Origin of the sequence: Acinetobacter psychrotolerans (assembly GCF_048552595.1) — a bacterium.
Classification (GTDB): domain Bacteria; phylum Pseudomonadota; class Gammaproteobacteria; order Pseudomonadales; family Moraxellaceae; genus Acinetobacter.
The window spans coordinates 1-24891 of the sequence record NZ_JBIMDK010000024.1 but is presented as its reverse complement, the minus strand read 5'-3'; the positions used below and the strand labels follow the sequence as shown (position 1 = coordinate 24891).

24 protein-coding genes, 2 tRNA genes and 2 pseudogenes are annotated in these 24891 nt (G+C 39.4%); 12 read left to right on the top strand and 16 right to left on the bottom strand.

Annotated elements, in window-relative coordinates:
- Positions 1 to 136: 136 nt before the first annotated feature.
- Complete coding sequence (gene guaA / locus ACG94X_RS15625) at positions 137 to 1705, bottom strand: glutamine-hydrolyzing GMP synthase (RefSeq protein WP_419384629.1); 1569 nt, start codon at positions 1703 to 1705, stop codon at positions 137 to 139.
- Between the two features lie 276 nt (positions 1706 to 1981).
- The gene (locus ACG94X_RS15620) at positions 1982 to 2398 is read right to left on the bottom strand and encodes a DoxX family protein (RefSeq protein WP_419384614.1); all 417 of its coding nucleotides are present in this window, start codon (positions 2396 to 2398) and stop codon (positions 1982 to 1984) included.
- A gap of 195 nt (positions 2399 to 2593) precedes the next feature.
- Here ACG94X_RS15620 and ACG94X_RS15615 point away from each other — a divergent pair, with 195 nt between their 5' ends.
- Positions 2594 to 3235 carry a DedA family protein gene (locus tag ACG94X_RS15615; protein WP_419384613.1) on the top strand — a complete coding sequence of 214 codons (642 nt, stop codon included), beginning with the start codon at positions 2594 to 2596 and terminating at the stop codon, positions 3233 to 3235.
- Positions 3236 to 3364: 129 nt separating this feature from the next.
- Here ACG94X_RS15615 and ACG94X_RS15610 read toward each other — a convergent pair whose 3' ends face one another.
- From ACG94X_RS15610 to ACG94X_RS15590, 5 genes are all read right to left on the bottom strand, one after another.
- Positions 3365 to 3955, bottom strand: a complete 591-nt coding sequence (locus tag ACG94X_RS15610; protein ID WP_419384612.1) for a LysE family translocator — start codon at positions 3953 to 3955, stop codon at positions 3365 to 3367.
- 302 nt (positions 3956 to 4257) lie between these two features.
- On the bottom strand, positions 4258 to 4689 hold the full coding sequence (locus ACG94X_RS15605) for a hypothetical protein (protein WP_419384611.1): 432 nt from the start codon (positions 4687 to 4689) through the stop codon (positions 4258 to 4260).
- Between the two features lie 13 nt (positions 4690 to 4702).
- Positions 4703 to 5539 (bottom strand): ParA family protein, encoded by an 837-nt coding sequence (locus ACG94X_RS15600; protein ID WP_419384610.1) that lies wholly within the window; start codon positions 5537 to 5539, stop codon positions 4703 to 4705.
- 83 nt (positions 5540 to 5622) lie between these two features.
- The gene (locus ACG94X_RS15595; RefSeq protein ID WP_419384609.1) at positions 5623 to 6015 is read right to left on the bottom strand and encodes a SirB2 family protein; all 393 of its coding nucleotides are present in this window, start codon (positions 6013 to 6015) and stop codon (positions 5623 to 5625) included.
- 17 nt (positions 6016 to 6032) lie between these two features.
- Positions 6033 to 6341, bottom strand: coding sequence for a BolA family protein (locus ACG94X_RS15590; protein ID WP_419384608.1), 309 nt, complete (start codon positions 6339 to 6341; stop codon positions 6033 to 6035).
- Positions 6342 to 6578: 237 nt separating this feature from the next.
- On the opposite strand from ACG94X_RS15590, the gene ACG94X_RS15585 reads away from it, so the two are divergent.
- Positions 6579 to 6654, top strand: a tRNA-Gly gene (locus ACG94X_RS15585).
- 45 nt (positions 6655 to 6699) lie between these two features.
- Positions 6700 to 6775: transfer RNA gene (locus ACG94X_RS15580), tRNA-Gly, on the top strand.
- 303 nt (positions 6776 to 7078) lie between these two features.
- Here ACG94X_RS15580 and ACG94X_RS15575 read toward each other — a convergent pair.
- Positions 7079 to 7303, bottom strand: coding sequence for a helix-turn-helix domain-containing protein (locus ACG94X_RS15575; RefSeq protein WP_004732662.1), 225 nt, complete (start codon positions 7301 to 7303; stop codon positions 7079 to 7081).
- 115 nt (positions 7304 to 7418) lie between these two features.
- Between ACG94X_RS15575 and ACG94X_RS15570 the strand changes: the two genes are divergently transcribed.
- The 8 genes and pseudogenes from ACG94X_RS15570 (at position 7419) to ACG94X_RS15535 (ending at position 13019) form a co-directional block, all read left to right on the top strand.
- Complete coding sequence (locus tag ACG94X_RS15570) at positions 7419 to 7628, top strand: hypothetical protein (RefSeq protein WP_004732663.1); 210 nt, start codon at positions 7419 to 7421, stop codon at positions 7626 to 7628.
- Positions 7629 to 7639: 11 nt separating this feature from the next.
- A complete protein-coding gene (locus tag ACG94X_RS15565; protein ID WP_419384607.1) occupies positions 7640 to 8821 on the top strand; it encodes an Arm DNA-binding domain-containing protein in 1182 nt (393 codons plus the stop codon).
- A complete protein-coding gene (locus ACG94X_RS15560; RefSeq protein WP_004668074.1) occupies positions 8814 to 9062 on the top strand; it encodes a hypothetical protein in 249 nt (82 codons plus the stop codon). Before ACG94X_RS15565 ends, ACG94X_RS15560 begins: the two co-directional genes overlap by 8 nt.
- A 68-nt stretch (positions 9063 to 9130) precedes the next feature.
- Entirely contained in the window at positions 9131 to 9667 is a 537-nt protein-coding gene (locus ACG94X_RS15555; RefSeq protein ID WP_419384606.1) for a DUF1376 domain-containing protein, read from the top strand.
- Between the two features lie 10 nt (positions 9668 to 9677).
- Positions 9678 to 10424 carry an ATP-binding protein gene (locus ACG94X_RS15550; protein ID WP_419384605.1) on the top strand — a complete coding sequence of 249 codons (747 nt, stop codon included), beginning with the start codon at positions 9678 to 9680 and terminating at the stop codon, positions 10422 to 10424.
- Between the two features lie 195 nt (positions 10425 to 10619).
- Entirely contained in the window at positions 10620 to 11321 is a 702-nt protein-coding gene (locus ACG94X_RS15545) for an IS1 family transposase (RefSeq protein ID WP_419384604.1), read from the top strand.
- Positions 11322 to 11349: 28 nt separating this feature from the next.
- Positions 11350 to 11853, top strand: a pseudogene (locus ACG94X_RS15540) (IS4-like element ISAba33 family transposase); the annotation flags it as partial.
- Positions 11854 to 11981: 128 nt separating this feature from the next.
- Entirely contained in the window at positions 11982 to 13019 is a 1038-nt protein-coding gene (locus ACG94X_RS15535; RefSeq protein ID WP_005249581.1) for a L,D-transpeptidase family protein, read from the top strand.
- Between the two features lie 33 nt (positions 13020 to 13052).
- Here ACG94X_RS15535 and ACG94X_RS15530 read toward each other — a convergent pair whose 3' ends face one another.
- From ACG94X_RS15530 to ACG94X_RS15515, 4 genes and pseudogenes are all read right to left on the bottom strand, one after another.
- Positions 13053 to 13418: a hypothetical protein gene (locus tag ACG94X_RS15530; RefSeq protein ID WP_017482446.1), complete on the bottom strand. Its 366-nt coding sequence runs from the start codon at positions 13416 to 13418 to the stop codon at positions 13053 to 13055.
- Between the two features lie 29 nt (positions 13419 to 13447).
- Positions 13448 to 14317, bottom strand: coding sequence for a hypothetical protein (locus ACG94X_RS15525; RefSeq protein WP_025468611.1), 870 nt, complete (start codon positions 14315 to 14317; stop codon positions 13448 to 13450).
- 22 nt (positions 14318 to 14339) lie between these two features.
- The gene (locus ACG94X_RS15520) at positions 14340 to 15272 is read right to left on the bottom strand and encodes an IS5 family transposase (protein WP_416648457.1); all 933 of its coding nucleotides are present in this window, start codon (positions 15270 to 15272) and stop codon (positions 14340 to 14342) included.
- A 55-nt stretch (positions 15273 to 15327) separates the two neighbouring features.
- Positions 15328 to 15609, bottom strand: a pseudogene (locus ACG94X_RS15515) (helix-turn-helix domain-containing protein); the annotation flags it as partial.
- Positions 15610 to 15744: 135 nt separating this feature from the next.
- On the opposite strand from ACG94X_RS15515, the gene ACG94X_RS15510 reads away from it, so the two are divergent.
- The gene (locus tag ACG94X_RS15510; RefSeq protein ID WP_078390486.1) at positions 15745 to 16362 is read left to right on the top strand and encodes a CAP domain-containing protein; all 618 of its coding nucleotides are present in this window, start codon (positions 15745 to 15747) and stop codon (positions 16360 to 16362) included.
- 128 nt (positions 16363 to 16490) lie between these two features.
- Here ACG94X_RS15510 and ACG94X_RS15505 read toward each other — a convergent pair whose 3' ends face one another.
- From ACG94X_RS15505 to ACG94X_RS15490, 4 genes are all read right to left on the bottom strand, one after another.
- Positions 16491 to 17930, bottom strand: coding sequence for an HlyD family type I secretion periplasmic adaptor subunit (locus tag ACG94X_RS15505; RefSeq protein WP_419349774.1), 1440 nt, complete (start codon positions 17928 to 17930; stop codon positions 16491 to 16493).
- Positions 17927 to 20062 (bottom strand): type I secretion system permease/ATPase, encoded by a 2136-nt coding sequence (locus ACG94X_RS15500; protein WP_419384603.1) that lies wholly within the window; start codon positions 20060 to 20062, stop codon positions 17927 to 17929. Before ACG94X_RS15500 ends, ACG94X_RS15505 begins: the two co-directional genes overlap by 4 nt.
- Before the next feature lie 266 nt (positions 20063 to 20328).
- Complete coding sequence (locus tag ACG94X_RS15495; protein WP_419384602.1) at positions 20329 to 21744, bottom strand: TolC family outer membrane protein; 1416 nt, start codon at positions 21742 to 21744, stop codon at positions 20329 to 20331.
- 76 nt (positions 21745 to 21820) lie between these two features.
- A partial coding sequence (locus tag ACG94X_RS15490) for a VCBS domain-containing protein (protein ID WP_419384601.1) occupies positions 21821 to 24891 on the bottom strand: 3071 nt, incomplete at its 5' end.

Genomic DNA, 24891 nt, shown 5'->3' with positions numbered 1-24891 from the left:
TTTATCGCATTCTACCAAGAGTAAAGCTCTTGGCGTAATTCAGGCAAGAAGCTTCGCTTCTTGAAACCGCCTACTGCCGCGGGCATAGCCCTTGGCGTAAAATCAGCAAAATGCGTTGCATTTTGAAACCCTGATTTTACTCCCATTCAATTGTTGCTGGTGGTTTAGACGAAACGTCATAAACAACACGGGAAACATCAACAATTTCATTCATGATACGAGTCGAGATTTTATCAACAAGATCATAAGGAAGATGAGCAAAACGAGCTGTCATAAAGTCAACTGTTTCAACAGCACGAAGCGCAATCACCCATGCATAACGACGACCATCACCAACTACACCAACAGACTTAACAGGTTGGAATACAGCAAAGGCTTGAGCAGTTTTATCATACCAACCACTTGCACGAAGTTCTTGCATGAAAATATCATCTGCTAAACGAAGAATGTCAGCATATTCTTTTTTCACTTCACCCAAAATACGAACACCAAGACCTGGGCCTGGGAACGGGTGACGATAGAGCATTTCGAATGGCAAACCTAAAGTTGTACCTAAACGACGTACTTCATCTTTAAACAAATCACGGATTGGCTCAACCAATTCAAATGCTAGATCTTCTGGTAAACCACCTACATTGTGATGAGATTTGATAACGTGTGCTTTACCATTTTTAGTGGCAGCAGATTCAATCACATCTGGGTAAATCGTACCCTGAGCAAGGAAGTTTACGCCATCAAGCTTACGTGCTTCTTCAGCAAATACACCAATGAATTCACGACCAATGATTTTACGTTTTTTCTCTGGATCAACTTCGCCTTTAAGCGCAGTTAAGAAACGCTCTTCAGCATCTGCACGAATCACACGGATACCCATGTTTTTAGCAAACATGTCCATCACTTGCTCGCCTTCGTTCAAACGAAGTAAACCATTATCGACAAATACACATGTCAATTGATCGCCAATCGCACGGTGTAAAAGCGCAGCAACAACAGATGAATCGACACCACCTGAAAGGCCTAAAAGAACTTTTTGATCACCAATTTGCTTACGAAGTTGCTCAACACGTAAATCAATAATATTTTCAGAATTCCACAGATTACGACATCCACAAATACCGTGAACGAAGTTAGACAGTAGTTCCGCACCTTTCGCAGTATGGGTAACTTCTGGGTGGAACTGAATACCGTAGAAACGGCGAGCTTCATCAGACACCATTGCAAATGGGCAGCTTGGCGTACTTGCAGTTACCTGAAAACCTTCAGGAAGGCGTGTTACTTTGTCACCGTGGCTCATCCAAACTTTAAGTTGATCTTTCGTATCTTCAAGATCACCAATCAATTTGTCACGAACCTGAATGTTTACTTCTGCATAGCCAAATTCATGTACATCACCTGGCGCTACTTTACCGCCAAGTTGCTCTGACATGGTTTGCAAGCCATAGCAAATACCAAGCACAGGTACGCCCAAGTTAAAAACAACTTCTGGAGCGCGTGGACTGCCTTCTTCATGCACACTTTCAGGCCCACCTGAAAGAATAATCCCGTTTGGATTAAATGCACGAATGTCTTCTTCAGACATATCAAAAGCATACATTTCAGAATATACACCCGCTTCACGAACACGGCGTGCAATCAGCTGGCTATATTGAGAACCGAAATCCAAAATCAGGATACGATCTTCAGTAATTTGAGTATTGGTCGTCATGGCTATACAACTATGCAGGCAAATGGATTTAAGCGCCATATTCTACCATTTTTCATAGCTAGGCGCACACCCCTCAAGGTAAATACGAGTAATTCTATAACTTATTAAAAACTCTATTCTTTTAATAGCCTACTATTTAAAAAATAATCAAAATTGATTCTACTTACATTATAAATAACTATTTTTTATACCAAACCATTTATACATTTCAAGCAGACACAAAAAAGCCAGAGCAATGTCTGACTTTAAAGAGAATATATCTATCCTATATCTAAATCACTTTTCAATCATATGATCCACACTGAATTTACCTGCGCCATGCAACATCAGAAAGAATAAGCCACCTGCCATAGCAAAGTTTTTCATAAAGTTGATGCCATCTTCTACACCACCATGAAATAAAAATGCAGTGATTAAACTAAAAATACCTAAACCTAATGCTGCAAAGCGAGCTTGAAAACCAAGGAGTAACGCCAATCCACCCCCCAATTCAACCAAAATAGTTAAAGGCAACATTGCACTCGGAACCCCCATGGATTCCATATAACCCACTGTTGCGCTATACGCTGTCAGCTTCCCCCAACCTGCAACAATGAAAATGTACGCCATCAACACACGGGCAATCACAGCCAGCGTTGCATCAGTATTCGCTTGATTGACAATATTTTTAACTACAACATTTGGATTAAACATTTTGAGACCTATTTTTAGATTCGTTTAAAATATGAACTCATCATACTCTTGTGCAAAACATGAATAAATACCTAAAACAGACACTTATTGTTGCAAATAAAGAACGATAATAAATCCAGTTTTTTACGTTTTAATACTGACTTATTGCCCATGTACTGCTAGGATTTGGGCACAATTTCGCATAGTTTTTGCCTTATGGATCTGATTGATTTTATTTTGCATGTCGATGAACACCTCTTTGAATTTGTTAAAAATTATGGTGTGTGGATTTACGGCATTTTATTCCTGATTATTTTTGTGGAAACCGGTTTGGTGGTTATGCCGTTCCTACCCGGTGATAGTTTACTTTTTGCAGCTGGTGCATTGGCTGCTTCTACTGGCGCAATGGATCCTGTAGTCTTAATTATTCTGCTGTTTATTGCGGCAGTACTCGGTGACACCCTAAATTACCACATTGGTAAATATATTGGTCCACGGGTTTTTGAGATCGAGTCGCGATTCATTAATAAACAACACCTGATCAAAACTTCGCAATTTTTTGAAAGGCATGGTGGTAAAACCATTATTTTTGCTCGCTTTATTCCTTTCGCACGTACTTTTGCACCGTTCGTTGCAGGTGCAAGCAGTATGAATTACAAATACTTTCTAACCTATAACGCAGTCGGTGCAATTTGTTGGGTCGGCTCGTTCATTACACTGGGTTATTTATTTGGCAATTTACCTTTAATAAAAGACAATTTTACTCACTTAATCTTCTTCATCATTATTCTGAGCATATTACCAGGCATTATTGGCTACATTCGCCATAAATTTTTTGATAAAAGCAAACAAGCTTAATTGTGTAATGAATAGAATTAATTTCTAAAGGTTCATTTAATAGCACCCGATTTAAAAAGTATGATGTTGAAAAGCCCTGAACATTTAGATAAAAAGGTTCAGGGCTTTTTTATGGCAAATATTAGCTGTTTAGAAAAAATGCCAAAGCATAGGTAACATACAAATCATCAACAACATTGCAGAAGCTTTATAAAATTGATCTGTACTCAGTCCTTTTACTTTACCTAATAATGCAGATCGACCAAAACATATCCAGAAGAAGGCACTTGGAATTAAACATAAGCTAAAAACCAGCATGACGATTGCGTAATTTTCGATTGAATCCCAAGTCCACACGGGGAAAATACCTGCTGCGAATAAAATACATTTTGGATTTTTTAATGTTGAAATGAATAATTGTTTAGATTTTAAAGTTTTATGATTTTGACTATGCTTTTCTAAATCCGAGCTTTTCCACAAATGCAAAGCCAGCCAAAGCATATAAATCACACTGAAAAAATGTAGGATTTCAATCAAAAGTGGCCATGTTGGTAACGTTAAGTGAATAAATAACGCCCACAAGCTAATCCCGTAGATATAACCCAGTAATTGCACAGGCACCAGTTGAAAGGTTTTAGCTATACCCTGTTGCTGAGCAATACTTGCCAACAAAGCGTTGGTTGGTCCTGGAACCAATAACACCGCTAACAACGCCAAAATAAATAGCCAATTTTCAATCATATAGTCATTTAATCAATTTACAGGGTGCACACCTTAAACCAAATTATTAAAAAATAACAAGAGAAAGCACCTAAAAACAGATGAATGAAACATAGTAATTAATGCAAAAACTGGAATTAAATCATTGTTTTTATATTTATTTAAATAAAAATTTTAATCAAAAAAACTTCTATCTTGAATGATAATCGAACGCTAAAATTAATTTACTATTACTTTATTAGCAGAAATCACTCTCTGTCCATCGTTGGATTCTAGCGACAAGTAACCTCATCATTAAAACCCAAGACACAGAGGTTAATAACTTACTTTTTCACGATTTGGCGCTTAGGCACATAAGGACAATTTTTAAATTGTGCAGCTTGAGATAGCGCATCTTGCTCGCCATACAAACGAGAAAGTTCAGTGTTTTTAGTATTTGAAGATTGCCCCATATTGATAGAGATATTTGGACCAAAGCCCCAACCAAAACCACCACTACCCCATCCACCACCAAGGCCTAAACCAACGCCAACACCTGTACGTTTAGCAGGTTGTACACCATTGTTAATATATTGTTGAATACGGTCAAACTCACCTGCCAATTGTGCACAATTCATGGCTTGATATTGAGTAGGCGATACATAAGTAGGTTTTACCGTTGTCGCACAAGCTGTGGTCAGAATAGCCGCCACTGCAATTGTAGCCAACTTTGCTATATTAGACGTCTGAGCAAAAGCTAAATTTAAAAATTTCATATAATTCTCAATATTACTTCTTATCAATCTCATTGAACAACGCTTGATAGGCTTGAGTCAATTTATGATCTGTAGCTAAATGAATTAATGGAAGATTTTTATGATGAGACTCTTTCATTAATACAGATGGTGGCAACATATTTTCTAGAACAGGTAAACCTTCATCTTTAAGTTGCTGTACCACTTCACGCGGTAATTTTGCCTGTGCTTGGAACTGATTGACCACGATTCCCTCAATTTCCAAACGATCATTATGATCATCTTGGGTTTCGATGATATTTGCAATCAAGGTTTGTAAAGCACGTTTTGAAAAGACATCACAATCGAATGGAATCAGCACACGATCTGCGGTAATAAGCGCAGATAAAGTAAAAAAGTTAAATGCAGGTGGCGTGTCTATATAAATACGGTCATATTGACCTTTTAACGATTGAATCGCATCACGTAATTTATAAATTTTATGTTTTGACTCTAAAGCATGTTCTAAATTGCCTAAACTCGGGCTTGCTGGCAGAACATCCAAATCCTTAAAAGGCGAACGATGGATATATTGGTCAAAACCTTTGTTTTTGCCTTTTAATAAAGAACCGATGGCATTACCAAGCAGTCCTTTCTGTTGGTTATTCCCTAATACATCATCATAAAAATTTTCAATATTAGGTTCTAAAGCCGTTTTTTCAGTGGTGTAGGTTGCATCATCACCCAAAATATATTGACTAGAATTGGCTTGTGGATCTAAATCAATCACCAATGTTTTAAAACCTTGATAAGCACTGATCGCTGCCAAATTGACTGCAATACTTGATTTTCCAACACCGCCTTTTTGATTAAATACCACACGTGTCAACATACGCTTTTCCCAAATATCATTATTTTAAACTTGTAGATAGTTTAACCTAGACACAAAACAACCATGAAATTCATGTCTAACAATCAGCCAAAAACTGGCTTAATCATGACTAAAGCCATCAATCCGATCAATGCAATTGCACCAACGACAATACCTGCTCGGCGTTGTGTAAGCAGAATACTCTCATCCTTTTTATATGCTTTAATTTGCGATGATAATAAGACCAGAAACAAGACAATTTTGGCATAGAACCATGGCTGTACTTTAAATTCATTCATGACCAGTAATGTCACACCCGTCACGACAATCAGGGTATAAGACAAATGTTGCAAGGCAACAAAAAGGACTCGACCTTTTGGATTCGGTTGTTGATCCTGCGTTCCAATAAATAACGTTGCTGCGCGCAGTACAAAAACTAATATGACTAATGAAACTGCCGACATATGAATAATTTTAATCAGTAAATGCATATCCATTCCAACCATCCTCAATCTTATGTCTTAGGTGCATGAGCACATTCAGGGCTTTCAGGTGCTCGACCTTGCCATTCACTCGGTAAATAAGCATGTATTGCAAGTGCATGAATCTTTCCTGGGCTCAACAAATCCCCAGCTTCTGCATAGATTTTTTGATGACGTTGTACTAAACGTAACCCCGAAAATGCTTCACTCACAATCACTACTTTAAAATGCGACTCTTTTCCTGGGAAATATCCACCATGCCCAGCCGATTCATTGATAACGTCTAAATGTATTGGGTTGAGTTGATTTAATCGTTCAATGAGTTGTTGCTCTAGACTCATATTCTGTCCTCGGAAAATTTATATTTATCTCCTTTGAGTATAACGGATTATCTCTCTTGGATTTTGCTAAAACTTGACTGTTTTACGCTGTGACGAATCAAAAGTTCATCAATAAAAAAGCGAAAATGCAATTTTTGGGTATTTTATTCATAAAAGTGTCTTTATTTTATGCAATTAATCTTCTACTTCGCAGAAAATTCTTGACCCTATCGTGTGTTAATGTATTATACACGTCATGCGGGAATAGCTCAGTTGGTAGAGCATAACCTTGCCAAGGTTGGGGTCGAGAGTTCGAGTCTCTTTTCCCGCTCCAAAATTTTTTCGTTCAGTTTTTTATTTAAAAAATTGGGTAAGTTTAGCGGGAATAGCTCAGTTGGTAGAGCATAACCTTGCCAAGGTTGGGGTCGAGAGTTCGAGTCTCTTTTCCCGCTCCAAATTTAAAAAAGCTCTCATCGAAAGATGGGAGCTTTTTTCTTGTTGATTTTTAAATATATTTTATATTTTTCAGTCAACATATCTCAGGCAGTTTTATTATTTCTCATCGCAATATAATTTAGCTTTGTGACCAAGATGTGACCAAAACGTGCCCATTTTTTATAAATGATCTTAAATGACCTTAAATTTTCTTAAACTATTTACAAAATATTCTGTCATTTCCTTCCACTTTCTTAAAGTCTATTTCTAAGCAAAAAATTGTGACCAAGGACATTTTTTTGTGACCATTTGTGACCAAATTACTATTCAACACCATGATTATTAATAATTTTTTCAAAAACAAATAAATCTCCGACTTGGATATCTAAATGCTCACAAATACGATCAATGGTATCTAAGTCGATTCGGGTCAACTCTCCATTATAAAGTTTATGCAAAGTCGTTTTATTAATTCCAGTACCACGAATTAAATCAGCAACCCGCATTTTTCTTTCTGCCAATAAAATTGGTAATTTACAAATAACCATTAAAAATTCCACTAATCCGATGAAAATTTAATTGCATTCAATTAAATTTAAGGTTATTTTACGTCTATGGATGAATAATTACTTACATCCAATGAATTCTTATAGGAATACAATTATGACATATACCTACCTTACCGCCCAACAACTGGCTGAAAAAATTCAGTACGACGCTCGTACTATTCGCAACCAACTTAAAGATAGTGTGTTCATTGAGGGTGTTCATTACATTCGCCCATTCGGTGGCCGTAAAATTCTTTTTGTTTGGGAACGTATCGAAACTGAAATGCTTAAGTTTACTGGTTTAAGCATGGAAGCGTTGCAATAGGAGTTTAATGTATGGCGACTATTCGTGAAAGAAGTGGAAAGCTCATTGCTGACTTCCGTTATATGGGAATGCGTTGCAGAGAAACCACAACGCTTGAAGATAACGCATATAACCGACGTATTTTAAAAAAACGTCTTGAACAGCTTGAGGCTGAGATTGTTTTGGGAACTTTTGAGTACGAAAAGTACTTTCCAAAAAGTAAACGTCTTGAGGAGTTTAAAGAGAAAAGAAGTCAGCAAATTGCTGTGCAAACCAATGTTCCATTATTCAAAGATTATGCGCACATTTGGTTCAATCAAAGACAAATAGAATGGAGAGGTTCCTATCAGGAGAAAATTAAAATCGTCATGAAAAAATATTTGATTCCTGCTTTTGGAAATCAAGTAATGACGAAAATTAAAAAATCAGACTTGCTGAATTTTCGTGCCTCCCTCGCCAAAGTGACACACGGAAATGATCAGACAAGTCTGAAAGCATCGCGGATTAATCAAATCATGACGCCTTTACGTATGATACTCAATGATGCGGCTGAACGATACGAGTTTGAGTCACCTTATAAAAATATTAACAATCTGAAGGAAAGTAAGATTGAAGTCACTCCCTTTTCTCTGGAAGAGGTGCATAAAATTCTCACAATGGTGCGTGATGATTTTAAACCTTATTACACTATTCGCTTTTTCACAGGTATGCGTACTAGTGAAATCGATGGTCTTCAATGGAAAAATATCGACTTACAGCGTCGTGAAATCCATATTAGAGAAGCACTGGTAAATGGTGTTTTGGGTGGAACCAAAACTTATGGCTCTGACCGCACCATCCAAATGAATGATCGGGTCTATCAAGCTTTTCTACAGCAGAAAAGCTTAAATAATGGTAAATCCAGTTTTGTTTTCTGCAATCGTGATGGCGGGCCTCTAGATTATCGTTTGGTGAACAAACGCGTATGGCATCCGATCTTGCGCTTTCTAGGATTGAAGCCTAGAAGAGCCTATCAAACACGTCATACAGCAGCAACGCTTTGGCTGTCGGCAGGAGAAAATCCTGAATGGATCGCACGTCAATTGGGACATTCAACGACTGAAATGCTATTCCGGGTCTATAGCCGCTACATCCCCAATGTTACGCGTCGCGATGGCAGTGCTTTTGAAGCCATGCTGGAAAAACTAAATACAGAGGAGCTTGCACATGAATAGTAAAGCTTTCTTTGGTGGTGTGGTCGTGAGTCCTGAAGCAGATATGGTCGCGCGTGAACTCATTCATGAGTTACACATTCCCAAACTGCACAATCTGGCATTTTTGCTGGAGATCAACAAATGCTTCGATGATCACCAAGCGTTGAGACTGTGGCTGCAGCGACTGCTGGATGATGGGCAAGCCCATTACGATGATTTAGCCCGCCAGGCCCGCATCCGGTTAATGAGCCTAGTTCCCTAATCAAACAAATATATAAGGTCATCTAATTGATGACCTTAGCCCTTCTATACCTATAAAAAGGTGAAAATATGCATAAAGATATTTCAATTTGGATGCCACTCTATATTGGCGACTTACAGGCAAAATTCGCACGAATGACTGCAGAACAAATTGGTGCAGCACTGCTGTTAATGATGGATTTCTGGAAAAATGGTGCTATTCCTCATGATCTAGCGACGGTCTGCAGCATCACGAAATTACCGCAGCATACCAAGGCTAAAACTTTGTTGAATACGCTGACAGCATTGGAATTATTTGAAGTCGAATCTGAACAAATTCTTTCAAGTTTTTTAACCAGTTTAAAAAACCAAGCGTTGCAAAATCAACAGATGAAATCTGATAAAGCTAAAAATGCAGCTCAAGCACGCTGGAATAAATCCGCAAGTAATGCTCAAGCATCAACCAAGCAACGAAAAGTAAATGCTCAAACAGCTCCTGAGAAGAGCCCGAGTATTACTCAAGTCATGCTTGAACCATGCCCTTCATCTTCATCTTCATCTTCATCTTCATCTTCAAATTTTGAAGAAAAAAATGAGGATTTTTTAGAAAATTCCAAATGGATTTAGGAGAGTGATCATGAATACCATGCTTAAAACACTCCAGTTTCACCCAGAAACAACGGAAACACTCTGTCCTACACATCATACACCCCTGATGGAAATTGCAGGTCACAGGCTCTGTAAATTGTGTGCCAAAGAAGCCGTCCATCACTCACATGCAGCCTATGAGGATGAACTGCAACAGCGATTGCTACAACAGAAAATCAAAAACTCAGGGCTCAATAAACGCTATCTGGACCGTGGCTTCAAGAATTTTGTAGTTGCATGTCCTGCTCAAGACAATGCCATCAAGCTATGTCAGGCCTTTGCACAGCAGATTATTTCTGGCCATAATCCGAACATGTTGATGATTGGTACACCGGGTACAGGTAAAACCCATCTGAGCGCATCAATTATTCGCAACATTCTGCATAACAGTACAAAATCTGCACGCTACTATACCAGTGTAGAAATTGCTCAAAAAATGATGGACACCTGGTCAGATGCTTCACGCTCTGAGAAAGAAGTCATCGACCATTTCTCCAGTTTTGAGTTATTGGTGATTGATGAATATGGCCTGCATGACCGGCATGAAAAACGCCTGGAGATGGTACATAAGGTTTTGTATAGTCGTTATGACAACATGAAATCTACCCTTCTGATTTCCAATTTCACAGTCCAAAATATGCAGCGAGATTTAGGTATCCGATTATGGTCACGATTACATGAAAACAATTTGATTGTAGTACCGTGTTATTGGGATGATCAGCGGATAACCAAATAATACGACTCTTTACTTAAGCCAATTATCTCGCTGAAATAATTGGCTTTTATAATTAGATTTTTCAAAATTGCATTAATTGCATATTCTTATTAAATGGACAGATATTCTTATTTGAAGCTAAACACCCGTTCTTATTTGGTGGTGTTTCAAAAAGTATGCTGAAAAAAACAATATGGCTTTTGATAAAATAGAGGTATGAAAATAACGCTACAAATCAAATGTCCTACCTGTCTAAGTAACAATATAAAGAGAAATGGCATCAAAGTAGATGGGAAACAAAACCATCAATGCAAAGATTGCAAACGTCAGTTTATTGGTGCTCATGCATTAAGCTATCAAGGGTGTAACTCAGGTATTACCGGCAAGATATTACATTTAATGATCAGAGGAAGCGGAGTAAGAGATATTGCTGAAGTCGAGCGTATCAGCATTGGCAAGGTATTACGAACCTTAAGTGAATCGATCTATCAGATTCAGCCTAAACAAAGCCACTACGAATGTCTTGAAGTCGATGAACTTTGGACTTTTGTAGGGAATAAGAAAAATAAACAATGGCTTATTTATGCCTACCATCGAGAATCTGGAGAAGTTGTTGCTTATGTTTGGGGTAAGCGGGATTTAGCAACGGTTCAACGTCTTAAAGCTAGACTTAAAAAGCTTGGGGTTCAATATGCTGGAATTGCGAGTGATCATTGGGATAGTTTTATTACAGCATTTCAATGTTGCAAGCAAGTGATCGGTAAGTTTTTTACCGTCGGTATTGAAGGTAACAATTGTAGAATTCGTCATCGAATCAGGCGTGGATTTAGGAGAAGTTGCAACTTTTCTAAAAAGCTCGAAAATCATTTTAAAGCCTTTGATTTGACTTTCTTTTACCTTAATAACGGATTTGTTTAACGCCAGCATACTTTTTGAAACACCACCTAGTGATTTATTTCGTCATCTTCAAGTTGGTCAAACTGAATGTCGTAAACGACGTATTTGGGTTGGTCGAGTGAAACTGTATATTAGTGCGCTACGATTAGAAGATGGAGAACTTTTACTTGTTGTTTCTCCTATGTTGAATGCTTCAGCTATTCGTGATTATGCATTACGCTGGGAAATCGAAACCTTATTTAGTTGTCTCAAAGGACGTGGATTCAATCTTGAAAATACTCGTTTAACAGACCCTAGACGAGTCAAGAAATTGATAGCAGTGCTAGCTATCGGTTTCTGTTGGTGCTATTTAACAGGTGAATGGCAACATGATCGAAAAAAAGCGATAAAAATAAAGAAGCATGGACGACTTTCAGTAAGTTTATTTCGCTACGGTTTGGACCATGTTCAAATGGCTATTCTACGTTTGATTGGTTTTGGGAAAAAAGAAGAATTTAAGAAAGTGCTAGCAATTTTAAGAAAGAAAAAGCCTGATAGGACAAGGGCCCTATGAAATTTGTCGTGTACAGAGTTAAAATTGTTACAAAGCCGCATTTTATATACATTTTTAAATTATCAACTTTATTTAAAATATGAGTGCAGTTATTTTGATCAATAAAATTAGTTTGGGGGTTAGTCGTTATGTTGAGTCGCTTTTTAGTTATTTGCCTGAGTAGTATGTATATTTTTTCGACTTATACTCTTGCAGCTGAACCACAAAAATCACTTCCTCCTACCACTAACAATCTAAACAATTTAGCACTGTTAAACCAAGCCGACACATGGTCTTTAGATAATCTAAATAAAGCGGAGTGGTCGGACAATCTTGAAAAAGGCTATCTTCCTGTTTACGCAAAGTTACAAGTGCTGTTGAGTCGCCATTACTCATCCTCAGGTGCAATTGATGGCATATTGGGCCTAAATACTGTGAAAGCCATTTCCGCTTTTCAGATTATGAAGGGTTTAAGTGGTGACGGAATCTTAGACGCAAATACTTGGCAGCTTTTAAATGAAGATACAACTCAACCGACGTTTATTAAGTACACCATTACCACACAAGACTTAAAAGTTCCTTATGCTCAATCGATCCCTGTAGATTATGCTGAACAATCAAGAATGAAGGGCTTGTATTACACTCGTGTGACCGAAATGCTCGGTGAAAAATTCCATATGGATGAATTGTTTCTACAAAAAATTAATTCAGGCGCAAATTTTAATAAAGTCGGTGAAAAGATTATTGTCGCAAATGTAATAAATGTTTTGCCAAATAATGTGCAAAGCATTATTGCACACAAAGGTTCTAAACAATTATATTTGCTTAATCGACAAAATAAGATCATTGCATCTTTTCCTGCAACGATCGGGAGCGAAGATAATCCCTCACCCACTGGCACGCATGCCATCGGCAGTATCGTGTTCAATCCACATTATAGTTATAACCCTAAGAATTTTATTCAAGGCAAAAATCTTAAGCCCTTAAGCCTCCCCCCAGGACCCAACAACCCTGTAGGAAATATTTGGATTGGTTTATCTCGACCTTCTTTTGGGATTCATGGTACGCCAAATCCCGCCTTAATTTCTAAAACAGCATCGCATGGTTGTATCCGATTGACTAATTGGGATGCTAATAACTTAGCTAAAGTCCTCCATAAGGGGTTAACTGTAATTTTCTTGGAATGAAAAAATTTACCTCGCTATTTGAAAAATCAAAATTTAGCAATCAAGCGCTTGCGTTCTCAAGCTCAATTCCTCTTGTCTCTTCCCACAAAGCCAAGATTTCGCTAGGCGTATACTTTTCCCACTTTTCATAGTTGCCAATAATTGGGCACTAACAAACAGCTCAATCTCGGAATACGTCCAATTTCCAGGAAGATTCCTCGGATACTTAGGTTTTTCATCTTTATGGTCTAAATAATCTAAATAAGTCGATATTTTCTTAGCAAAAACAGTATCTTTAATAAACCTAGCGTTTTCATCACCCGATAGCTCTAAGGTGCGTAACCGATCACCTACAAATTTCGACTGATACCAAAACAAGCTCAAAATATGCTGTAAATCATATTTAAGAAGCATCCGCATTAAATCCAATTCCAAAGCATTATTTTTCTTTACAGGGATTTTTTGTATTGGCGAACAAAATCAAGCAAGGCATACACTTCATTTAATCTTTTATTTTTTATATATTTTTCAATTTCCTTGAAGTCTTTGATATAAACTTTTGAACCCATAATTTCCTCATACAGCCCAAAGGTCCACTGCTCTAGGTAATCGTAGCATTCAGGAATCACAAGATTTATGTCTGCCTTAAAATTTAAGGCTAAGTAAGTTTGAATTTCATGCGTTATATTTTCATTCAAATATTGTCTACAATCTGAATGTAGCTGGCGCAAATCAGCTTGTTTTTGTATAAATTCGTCAAATTCATTTGTTTTAAAAAGATAGCCTTTTTCAAATATTCTTTTTACAAGATCACCAGCACCATTGGCTTCGAGTTCAACAAATGAACGCCACTCATGTTGTGGCAAAACATTGTCTGTGCCAATCTTAATTTTGCTGAGCATAACATACAGAACTATTTTTTCTAAGTAACTGAGCTGCTGCTTCGGTGAATCTATTGGCTCATCTGACAATGTTGGAATACACAATTTAAACTCATTGAGATATTTGTTCATGTAATTTTGTACAGAGCGTCTACGGCAGTCATAGCATTCTAATTCTCTCTTGTAATTCTTCCAATCTTTAAAGCCTATGTCTTTACGTATAAAAATTTCATAATCGAAATAGCACTTTTTGCAGTTTTTTATTCCCGTATATTTTAAATGTCCACTGTGTTTAACGATTCTTTCCAATTTTGCAGATGAACTAATATCATATTTTTCCACTAATTTTTTTACAGAATAAGTGAACTGGTGCTTTTCAATTTCATTAAATTGCCAATAGTCTTGTAAGGCTTTGTTGCACAAAGATTTGAAATGCAAAGCGCCCCTAATTGAGCCAAATTTAAGGCGTAACTTGGGTAAGTGGTCGACCTAATTCCGTAAATCTGTTAAGGACTGCTACACGTGCATGGATCTCATTCACTTGGCTATCAAAACTCCTTGCACTGAGTTTATCTCCTAATAATTTGATGCAATGCATCTTAGTTTCAACCAAACTTCGCCGATGATAGCCTGACCATTTTTTCCATAGTGTCCTGCCTAAACGTTTAATTGTTCGAAGTAATTCATTTCGCTCTAGCGAGCTACTCTTTGTATCTTTCCATGGTTTCGCATTTTTTCTAGGTGGAATCACCGCATGCGCTTGCCGATCTGCAATGACCTGACGGCATTGCTTGGTGTCATAAGCTCCATCGGTATAAACAGAGTCAATCTGCTCATCTTGTGGAATCTGATTAAGTAAATCACCAAGCACCTGTGAATCACTGACATTATTGGTTGTAAGCTGAACTGCTCGTATTTGCAGGGTTTTGGCATCTATACCAATATGTAGTTTACGCCATTGGCGACGATATTCAGGTCCATGTTTCTTGCGTTTCCATTCGCCCTCACCTAGAAACTTCATCCCTGTAGAGTCCATGAGTAGATGCAGCCCATCGCTACTTTTTTGGTAACTGATTGCAATATCAATATGCTTTTGTCTTCTACAAAGCGTGGTGTAATCTGGTGGTGTCCAATTTAATCCGCAAAGTTTAATCAGACTTTGCACAAAGCCAGTGACCATACGTAAAGACAGACGAAATAAAGATTTAATCATTAAGCAGCATTGGATGGCTGCGTCGGAGTAGGTTTGATTTCGCCCTTGTTTGCCTTTTGATGGAGCATACCATTGCGTAGCAGGATCAAACCAAATGGCAATATTTCCGCGACTCATGAGTGCTCGGTTATATGCGGGCCAATTGGTTGTGCGGTAGATTTTCTGTGTAGGCTTCTTCATTTGAAAATTATATCGCTGAAAAAGCCTTTACAAATAGGTTTGTGCAACAAAGCCATTCGTTACTAGTACGATGCTGCCCATAAGCTGGATACTGAGTTGCGAAATCAATGACTGCTAGTTCTGTAGCATCATCTACACGATTTTTTAGATTAGGTACTCGACGGGATTTATTGATCAATGCATCCATGTCACCAGACTGTACTAGCTCCTGATAGCGATGAAAAGTATCTCTAGAGACACCCATCACTTTACACGCTCTAGATACATTCTGAAGCACTTCAGCTAAATTGAGCAGACCTACTTTGTGTTTAATGATTTGATTGTTAGTATGCAACATAAGAAAGTTACCTTTGTTTGATTAAGATTTCGACACCTTTATCAAAATGGGTAACTTTATCTTTTTCAAGAGTTATGTCCGATCAAGTCTGAACTAATACATCTGATGAATAAAAAAATTTGCTAGAGGTGCACTATGAAAAATATTGCTTATCATTCTTTTATATGCAGTCTATACTTTTTACTACATGGATGTTCAAATTCACAACCACAACAGCCTTTGCAGCATCAATCAAATAAAACCATTGCAAAATCAACAACGATACCCACTCAAAAAAATCCTCAACAGACTTTAGCCTCTTTTGACAAAATCTCTTGTGATGACATTCAAAATCCACAGTTTCAGCAAGCAGTTTTAAATGCCATTAATGAAATTCGAAATCACTCCCAACAATGTGGAAAAATTGCCTACTCGGCAACTCATTCATTAAAATGGAATAATCAATTACAGATGAGCTCAACTGCGCATGCACAGGATATTTCACAACGTCAGATTTTAAGTCATGTCGGGCGTGGAGGTGAAAATCTTAGATTCCGTATTAAAAAAACAGGGTATAAAGGCGGTGGGGGTGAAAATCTAGCAACAGGTCAAACCAACCTTAAACAAGTTCTTGAAAATTGGCTGGCATTAAGCCCAGGACATTGCGATAACTTAATGAAACCGCAATTTAAAGATTATGCGATCGCATGTAGCCGAAATCCTACAACCCATCGAACATACTGGGTGCAACACTTTGGTAGCGGGAAAAACTAAAACCGAGTACAAGATCTTTATTTGATCGGGTAAAAACTGAAATTAACACTTATAAAATCTGCTTTATAAATTAAAAATCCCTCTTTTTAAAAGAAGGATTTTTAGTAGATTGATGACGTTTATTCGACTTAACGCTCGGTTAAGGCATTGTTTTTCGCTTTTAAAATTGGTTTAAGTAAATAAGAAAGAATTGTTTTCTTACCTGTCATAATATCCAATTGAACCGTCATCCCTGGAATCACAGACAATCCTTTACCGAAAGTTGGTTTGTCTGTCACTGCACGGACGATATAAAACATATTGCCTTTTTCATCGGTAAATGTGTCTGGGCTAATATGTTTTACTTTCGCATTCATTCCGCCATAGATTGAAAAATCATAGGCCGTAAATTTAATCACCGCAGGCAAATCTGGTCGTACAAAAGCAATATCTTTCGGAGACACTTTTGCCTCAACGATCAATTGACCATCTAAAGGCACAATTTCCGCCACTTGGTCGCTTGGTTTCACAACCCCACCAATGGTATTAAAGAAAATTTTCTGCACGATACCATTGGTCGGTGAACGAATATCGGTGGTTTTCACTCGGTCTGCTACGCCTGAAATACTTTCTTTTAAACTCACCAACTGCGCTTGCGCTTCTGCTAATTCATTGCGCCATTGGTTTTTCAAACTGACCGCAGCTTCAGAGGTTCTTGATTGCGCTTCGCCGATTGAGGCTTGCGAACCACGTAAGTTTGCTGCTGCCTGCTTACGCTCACCATCGGCATTGGAGACATCACGCTCTAAACGCAAAATATCCATTTCCGACACCGCACCAGTCTTTAACAAAGGTCGTGTGGTATTGAGTTCACGCACTGCAAGTTGATAGGCTCTTTCAGCTTGTCCGAGTGCAGCTTGAGCACGTTGCGATTCCTGTTGACGAGTCGAAACCGTACCTTGATTGGTCGTGGTTCTTTGGCTGAGCTCCCGCAGACTTTCGGCATAATACTGGCTTTCTTGCGCCAGAATCATTGCCGCTTCATTTGGTGAAACCCCTTCTGGTACAGTGCCTGATGTATAGCGTGTACCATTCACTTGCGCACTCAGACGTCTGGTTTTGGTTTGCAGAGCAAAAATCTTGGCATTGATTTCATTCAAATTAGAAGTAAAACGGGTTGGATCAATACGAATTAATAAATCGCCTTTTTTGACATGTTGCCCTTCTTGAACATAGACTTTTTCAACCACACCGCCATCGACCGATTGAATAACTTGCATCTGTTGAGAAGGAATCACTTTGCCTTCACCACGGGTAATTTCATCCACTTTGGCAAACCCTGCCCACAGCAACAATCCAAAAAAAGTCAAGGTAATGACATAGAGAATGATTCGTGCCTGAATCGGTTTTTGCGACTGCGTCACTTCTTTGACCTGACTCTGCCAGTCATTCGCCTCTGCGGGTTGATACTGTTTAAACAAACGCAACCGCCCAAAAATAGGATGCATGACCTTTTCAGAGTTTTCGATACTTTTGCCTACGCCTTGAAATAATTTCTCGCGATTGGTTTTCTTTTGTTCTTCGCTCACGACGTTACTCCTGCAGCTTTTTCTTGTTGAGGAAACATTGCGTTCAAGACCGTTTCTTTATCGCCATTTGCAATGATTTTGCCATCTTCAAGAATGATAATTCGATCGACCAAAGCCAATAAAGCAGGCTTATGGGTGACCAAGATCAATGTGTGTTGGGCTGTCATGTATTGTTTTAAATGATGAATCACATGATTTTCCAATGGTGTGTCCATCGCACTAGTCGGCTCATCAAAAATCAAAATTTTCGCATTTTGAGCAATTGCACGTGCGACTGCGATTGCTTGACGTTGCCCGCCCGACAACTTGTGCCCTCGCTCACCCACTTGCAAAGACAAACCATCTTCATGTGCTTTAAGAATTTGTCCTAAACCTGAAATCACCAAACTTTGTTCTAGTACGGTTCGGCTCACATGCGGATTGCCCAACACAATATTCGACAACACCGTACCATTCAATAAATCAATATCTTGTGGAATATAGCCAATTTGAGTCCGTAATTCAGCAGGATCAATCTGTGCAATATTGGTTTGATCAATAAACACCGCGCCTTCTGTTGGACGATAAAGCGAGAGTAATATTTTTTCAATCGAGCTTTTACCCGAACCGACTTTACCCAAAATCGCCACTTTCTCGCCTGCGCGAATCGAAAATGAAATATCATCTAATGCGGAACGCGATTCATTCGGATAACGCAAGCTGACATGTTTAAATTCGATATTGCCTGCAAGATTCGTATGACTGACCCAGCCTTTTAGATTCTCACGTTCTTGTTCAGATTCCACAGTTTGGTTCAACATCGTTAATGCACTGGATGCCTGATAATATTGCGTGAGTAAACCTGCGACCTGCGCGATCGGCGCTAAAGCACGTGTTGATAACAAATAACAAGCAATTAATGCGCCTTGTGATAATTGTCCATCCGCGATCAAATACACACCGATTAAAATAATCACGACGCTGGCTGTTTGTTGCACCCATGCCGCAAAGTTACCGACCGTCCCCCCGACAAAACGTAACTTGGCAGAATAATGCACAGTAAAACGTGTGGCTTTTTCCCACAAGGTTTGCATCCGCCCATTGGCATTAAAGCTCTTAATCGTTTCCTGATTATTGAGGGTTTCGATCAATAAGGCTTGGCGTTGTTGTGAGGCTTCAGACATGGCATCCGACAGTTTTTTCATACTGACATGTACCGACAACGCATACAATAAAATAATCAAGGATGCAATCAGCAACGGAATCACAAACACCCAAGAAATTATACAAATCACCGCGAGGAACAACACAAAGAATGGCAGATCGATCAAGGAAACCACAGTCAATGAACTGGTGAATGAACGAATCGACTCATAGGATTGAATATTCGATGCCGTCATACCAACCGACATATTATTCTGCTCCATCCGCCGACCGAGCACTTTTTCCATGATATAAGCAGATAATTTATTGTCTGCACGTGTCGCTGCAAGATCGACAAAATAACTGCGCACCAATTTTAAAATAAAATCGGCACAGACAATAATCATGATGCCGAGTGCCAACACCCATAAAGTATCTAGCGCATGGTTTGGCACCACGCGGTCATAAACATTCATGACAAAAAATGGCGTACACAAGGCAAAAATATTGACAAATAATGCCGCGAGCAAAATATCCTTATAAATGGGACGATGTTCACGGATCACACGCCAAAACCAGTGCTGCTGATTTTTTTCCATTTTCAGTTTGTTATCGACAATAAACTGACGTTGTTGCAAATAAATCACTGAACCGACATATTGCGCTTGCAATTCTGCAATTGGAATTTGCTTAACTGTATCGGCTAATTCTGGGAAATAAACGGTTGCTAGTTTCTGCTCATGATCAATTCGATACAACACACACGCTGTATTATTTCTTAACAATAGGATCGCAGGAAACACAAAATGATTTAACTGCGTTAAACCTTGCTGCACCATACTACTAGTCAAACTGACACGATCTGCCGCACGTGCAACAAAGCTCGGAATGAGCAAACCATTGGGCAAAGGCAAGCCAGAAAGTAGCCCTTCTTGGGTAATACTTACCTCATAATCTTTAGCCACCCGAATCAGGCATAACGCTAAAGGGTCAAATATTTGTGTTGTCACTTATTCACCATGGGTCAAAATGCATTTTGATTTTTTGAACTAAAACTTGCTATTAATAGACCTCTCTCATAAGTTTTTAAACCCCACTTGCGGAATATATTCCTCATCCCACTTTTTAAGGGGGAACTATAGGTGGTTATGAATGAGGTCTAATTAATGTATTGCTTTCAACTGCTCAATAACAAGAACTTCTCTTATATAAAATGTATATTTTACGAACAAAAATAGGGCACACGTTGCACCCTATTTTTCATTTCATACTTTCATTATTCAGCAACTTGTGCTTGCACGTTCGCAGAACACATATTCGCTGCATTAATTTCACGCTGACTCACTTCTGATACAGCAGGTAAATTATCACGTTGAATACCGAGTGCAGGCAACAATTGACCAGTGCTATACAGTGTTTGGAATTGTGCAACTTTCAAGTCGTATTGTGTAGTGACATAAGCACGATTGGCTTGGAATGCTTCGTTTTCTGAGTCGAGAACGTCAAGTAGTGTGCGACGACCAATATCAAACTGATCATTATAAGCTTTTACAACTGAAGCAGATTCATCACGATGACGCTGTAACCATTGCAACTGGCTGCTATAGTTATTCACGTTGTTATAAGCCACGGTAGAAGTTTGACGAATATCGACACAGGCTTTGTTTTTTAAATCATCAGATAATGAAACACGTGCATTGGCAGCATTCATCGCTGCTCTGTCTGCAAAACCATTAAATAGATTGTAGTTGAGTCTTAATTCAACTGCACTATCTTGCCCATATTTATCGTTATCAGGTTTGCTACGCTCATCAAAACTATTACGGTTTTGATATAAACCAGTACGCGCCACAAACGACAGTTTCGGGTACATATTGGCTTTAAATTCTTGCGCACTTGCACGTGCATATTGCATTTCACTTAACGCAGCTTTTAAGCTGTTGTTATTGTTGTACGCAGCAGTAACGACTTCTTGTGTGCTATTCGGAAGAGCCACATTGATTGTAACGGGTGCAAGATTACTACTTGGCTCAACCCCTACAATTCGCGCAAAACGTGCAGATACATCATTCAAATTGGCTTGTTCAGTCATCAAGTTGGTTTGTGCAAGCGATAAACGACCAGTAATTTGAGACAAATCGGCTTTATTACCTACACCCTGATTAGTACGTTGTAAGACTTGATTATACACACGTTGATGATTTGCAAAATTTCCTTCTGCCAAACGTACCAATTCGCGATAACGTTGCACATCTAAATACGCTTGCGTTGCTTCAAGGGCTTTTTGTTCAATCCCTGAGTTCAAATCATAGTAGCGTTTTAATGCAGCATAATCGCCTTGTTCAACTTTGCTCTTAATGCGAAAACCATCGAACAAAACTTGCGTTAATGCAATTTCTGCCTGACCTTGATTGAACCAACCACGATCGCCATCGAATTCACGGTTACCTTTGCCGTACGCTGCATTCAAATCTAAGGACGGTAAGTATCCAGCACGTGCTTGTTTTTGATTTGCTGTTGCTTCAAGGAAGCTAAACCATTGAGTTTGTACTTCTGGATTATTTTCAATGGCAGTTTTAGTGACAGATGTTAAGTCTGCTGCTGAAACATTCATCGCTGCACTCGCTGCTACGAGCATTGCGATTTTTGTTAATGCTAATACTTTCACAGGTTTCCCCTCTTTTAGAATCATGTTGTATATTTCCGATGCGTACATCTATCTATAAAAGCAAAACAAAGGGTGAAAATAATTTCACCCTTTGTTTCCGTTAAGTTGTTTGGAAGTTCGTTTTTGCAATCATGTCATTTAAGTCAGTGAATGTTTGGCCTTCTACCACAATGTTGACACTTATCGTGTCCGCGGCGTTATGAATATCGATGGTATTGCCAGTTACGGTCACAAATTGGCTCAAAGTTACCATCGAGCCATTCCAACCTAGGGCATCGAGCAGAGATTTAGCATCGACTTTGTCACCTTGAGCAAGGTTAAAGTCTTTGATAATGTCTGTAGAGCCATCAGCATTGTTTGTACCATTAAGATCCAAATTACTCGTCGTTGTATTCAGCGTTTTACCCCAAACAAAGGTATCAGCACCTGTACCACCAAACAGAATATCATTTCCTGCTCCGCCGATTAAAATGTCATTACCACCTTGACCATACAAAATGTCATTACCTGCACCACCATCAAGCACGTCATTTCCGCCACGTGTATCTGCTGTGGCATTAAAACGGCTGATGCCCGTTGTGGTATTCGATTCCGCTTTGATGTAGTTATACAAATCAATATCTTGCACACCTAAACCTGCGTTCACCAAGGTATAATCAGATGGACTGAGACTTAAATACTCTTTTAATGCTGCCATACCTGAACCTGCGGCATCTGGCTGATTGGCTGCATCCAAATTACGGCCTGCCCAGTCCAACCAATCCGTATTGATGGTATCGCCAAACATGACATCATTTCCATTACCACCAAACAGTTTGTCATTACCAACAGGCGTTGGGGTTGTAGATAGTCCACCAGCCTCTAAAGCATATTGGAATTGATCTGCGGTTAAGACAATATCAGGTTGACCGCCTGTCGTTGTAATGGTGTCCGTTCCCGCACTTGTATTGAGTTGAAGATTATCAATCCTTACAACATAGTTGCCTGCACCTGTACCTGACGTATCTTCGACTTCAAACTGCAAACGGTATGTCCCCGCTAGCAAGATACCTGATTGCATAAAGAACCCAGTATCTGTAGCACCAGCTGGGGCGTGGTCATTAGTTGAAGCATTCGAACCCACTTCTACAGTTTCCCAAACACCACCCACTAGGCGCTGTACCTTCCAAGTAAAGGCATCACCAGCATTCCAGTTTGTACGACCATATTCAAAAGATACAAAGGTATTACTTCCTGTTACAACAAAACTCGGGCCTTGGTACACCGCAGCTGTGCCATTCCCTTGTGTAGTATCTACAAGCACAAGTTTATTTGAAGCTCGCGTAGCAGCGGCGGCATCAGCACTTGCCACCCAAGCAGCTGGTGCATTATTACCCGTTGCATTGTTAAAGTTAGCGATAGAGGTGGCTGTAGGTGCTGATGAGTTAGTGACATTTCCACCCGATACATCCTGCGTTCCTACATCAATCGTAATGTTGCCAATACTATCCGTATTATCAAACATTTGAAGCCAAGGTTTTTTAACTCCAATACCTAGCCCAATTGCTGCTACAGTACTTATTGAGCCTATGCCAGCATTGCCACTGGTTTGATTATAACCATGATCAAACGTACTCTTCGACTGACTTAGAATCGTATTAAATGCAGCGGCATTTTGAGCTTCAGATCCACTTCCTGCTTCAGTATTACGATTCATAATAAACGTCGGGTTACCATCGGTGATAAAGAAGGTTAAGTTTTTGTAGCCCGCAATCGCCGTACCATCGGCATTTGTTGATGCTCTATCAGTTGCATCGGTACCAGCAGTCGTATCATTTGCTCCCGTAGATAAACCTTTAAACCATCGTTCTGCTTGATTGAACGCCGCTTCATAGTTCGTTCCACCGCCCTGAGTCAACGCATTGATTGTATTATTTAAAGCAGTCCAATCACCATTGACAACATCTGCAATACTAATGGTTAAATTAGTTTGTGCAGTGCCAGCAAACTTAATCAAAGCAATGTTGATCTTTCCTCCATCTGGTGTACCTTGTTTATCCGCAAATGGCAGCACCGTATTTTGGATATATTGCTGTAAACCTGCTTTCAATAAATTCAAACGTTCATTAGCACTACCAGATTGCTGATCTAAATTGAAAGCCATACTACCCGATACATCAAGAATGAAGGCCATGTTGTAGTTAGTGCCACCTTCGAGCACAGTTTTTACACCACCTGCATCGCCTAGTAAAACGTCATCACCATTACCACCTGTGATTGGGTCATCTCCATTGGTTGGACCACCTGGCTGACCAGGCGCCTGAATCACACTTACCGCAATTTTACTGATTGCTTCATTACTATCAGCGTTGCCAATATCAGTGACTTTCACCTTAATGTTACGTTCAATCGTTTCGTTAGCTGTTGTTGTACTAAAAGTAATCGCTTTGATGGCTGTTTCATAATCAGCAAGTGTTGAACCATTCACTGTATCAGTACTCGTCAAGGTAATGACGTTGCCCGATACAGAAGAGGTAATACCTACTGGTAATGAACCTACCGTTAAAATATCGCCTGTTTGTGCATTATCCAGAGTAATGGTCGCACTCTTGATATGTGGCTGTGTAGTCACATCCGCATCGGTAATCTTCACATCCAGATCTGCAATCGCAACTGCTGCACCACCCAAAGTATATGTCGCACGATAATTATTACCTATCTCACCAGAGCTGTTGTTTTCATCCAAATCAATTACTGGCGCATCGTTCACTCCGTTGATGGTGATGGTCAGTGTGGCGGTTGAAGTGTCACCGTCCTTGTCAGTCAGGGTATAGCTGTAGGTTTCGGTCAGTGTCTCGGTCGGAGCCAGCTGTTGCACCAGCGGATTCGCATTGTCCAGGCTGTAGGTATAGGTGCCGTCCGCATTGAGAACCAGCGTGCCGTAACTGCCCATCGCATTGCCGTTCAGGCTCACCACGTTTTCGGCAGCCGTACCGTCGCCCAGGGTGTCGTTGCTGCGCACATTGCCGCTCACGCTCACCGCGTCTTCGTTGATGCTGTTCACATCCGCCACCGCAACTGGCAGATCATCCGTGCCGTTGATGGTGATGGTCAGTGTGGCGGTTGAAGTGTCACCGTCCTTGTCAGTCAGGGTATAGCTGTAGGTTTCGGTCAGTGTCTCGGTCGGAGCCA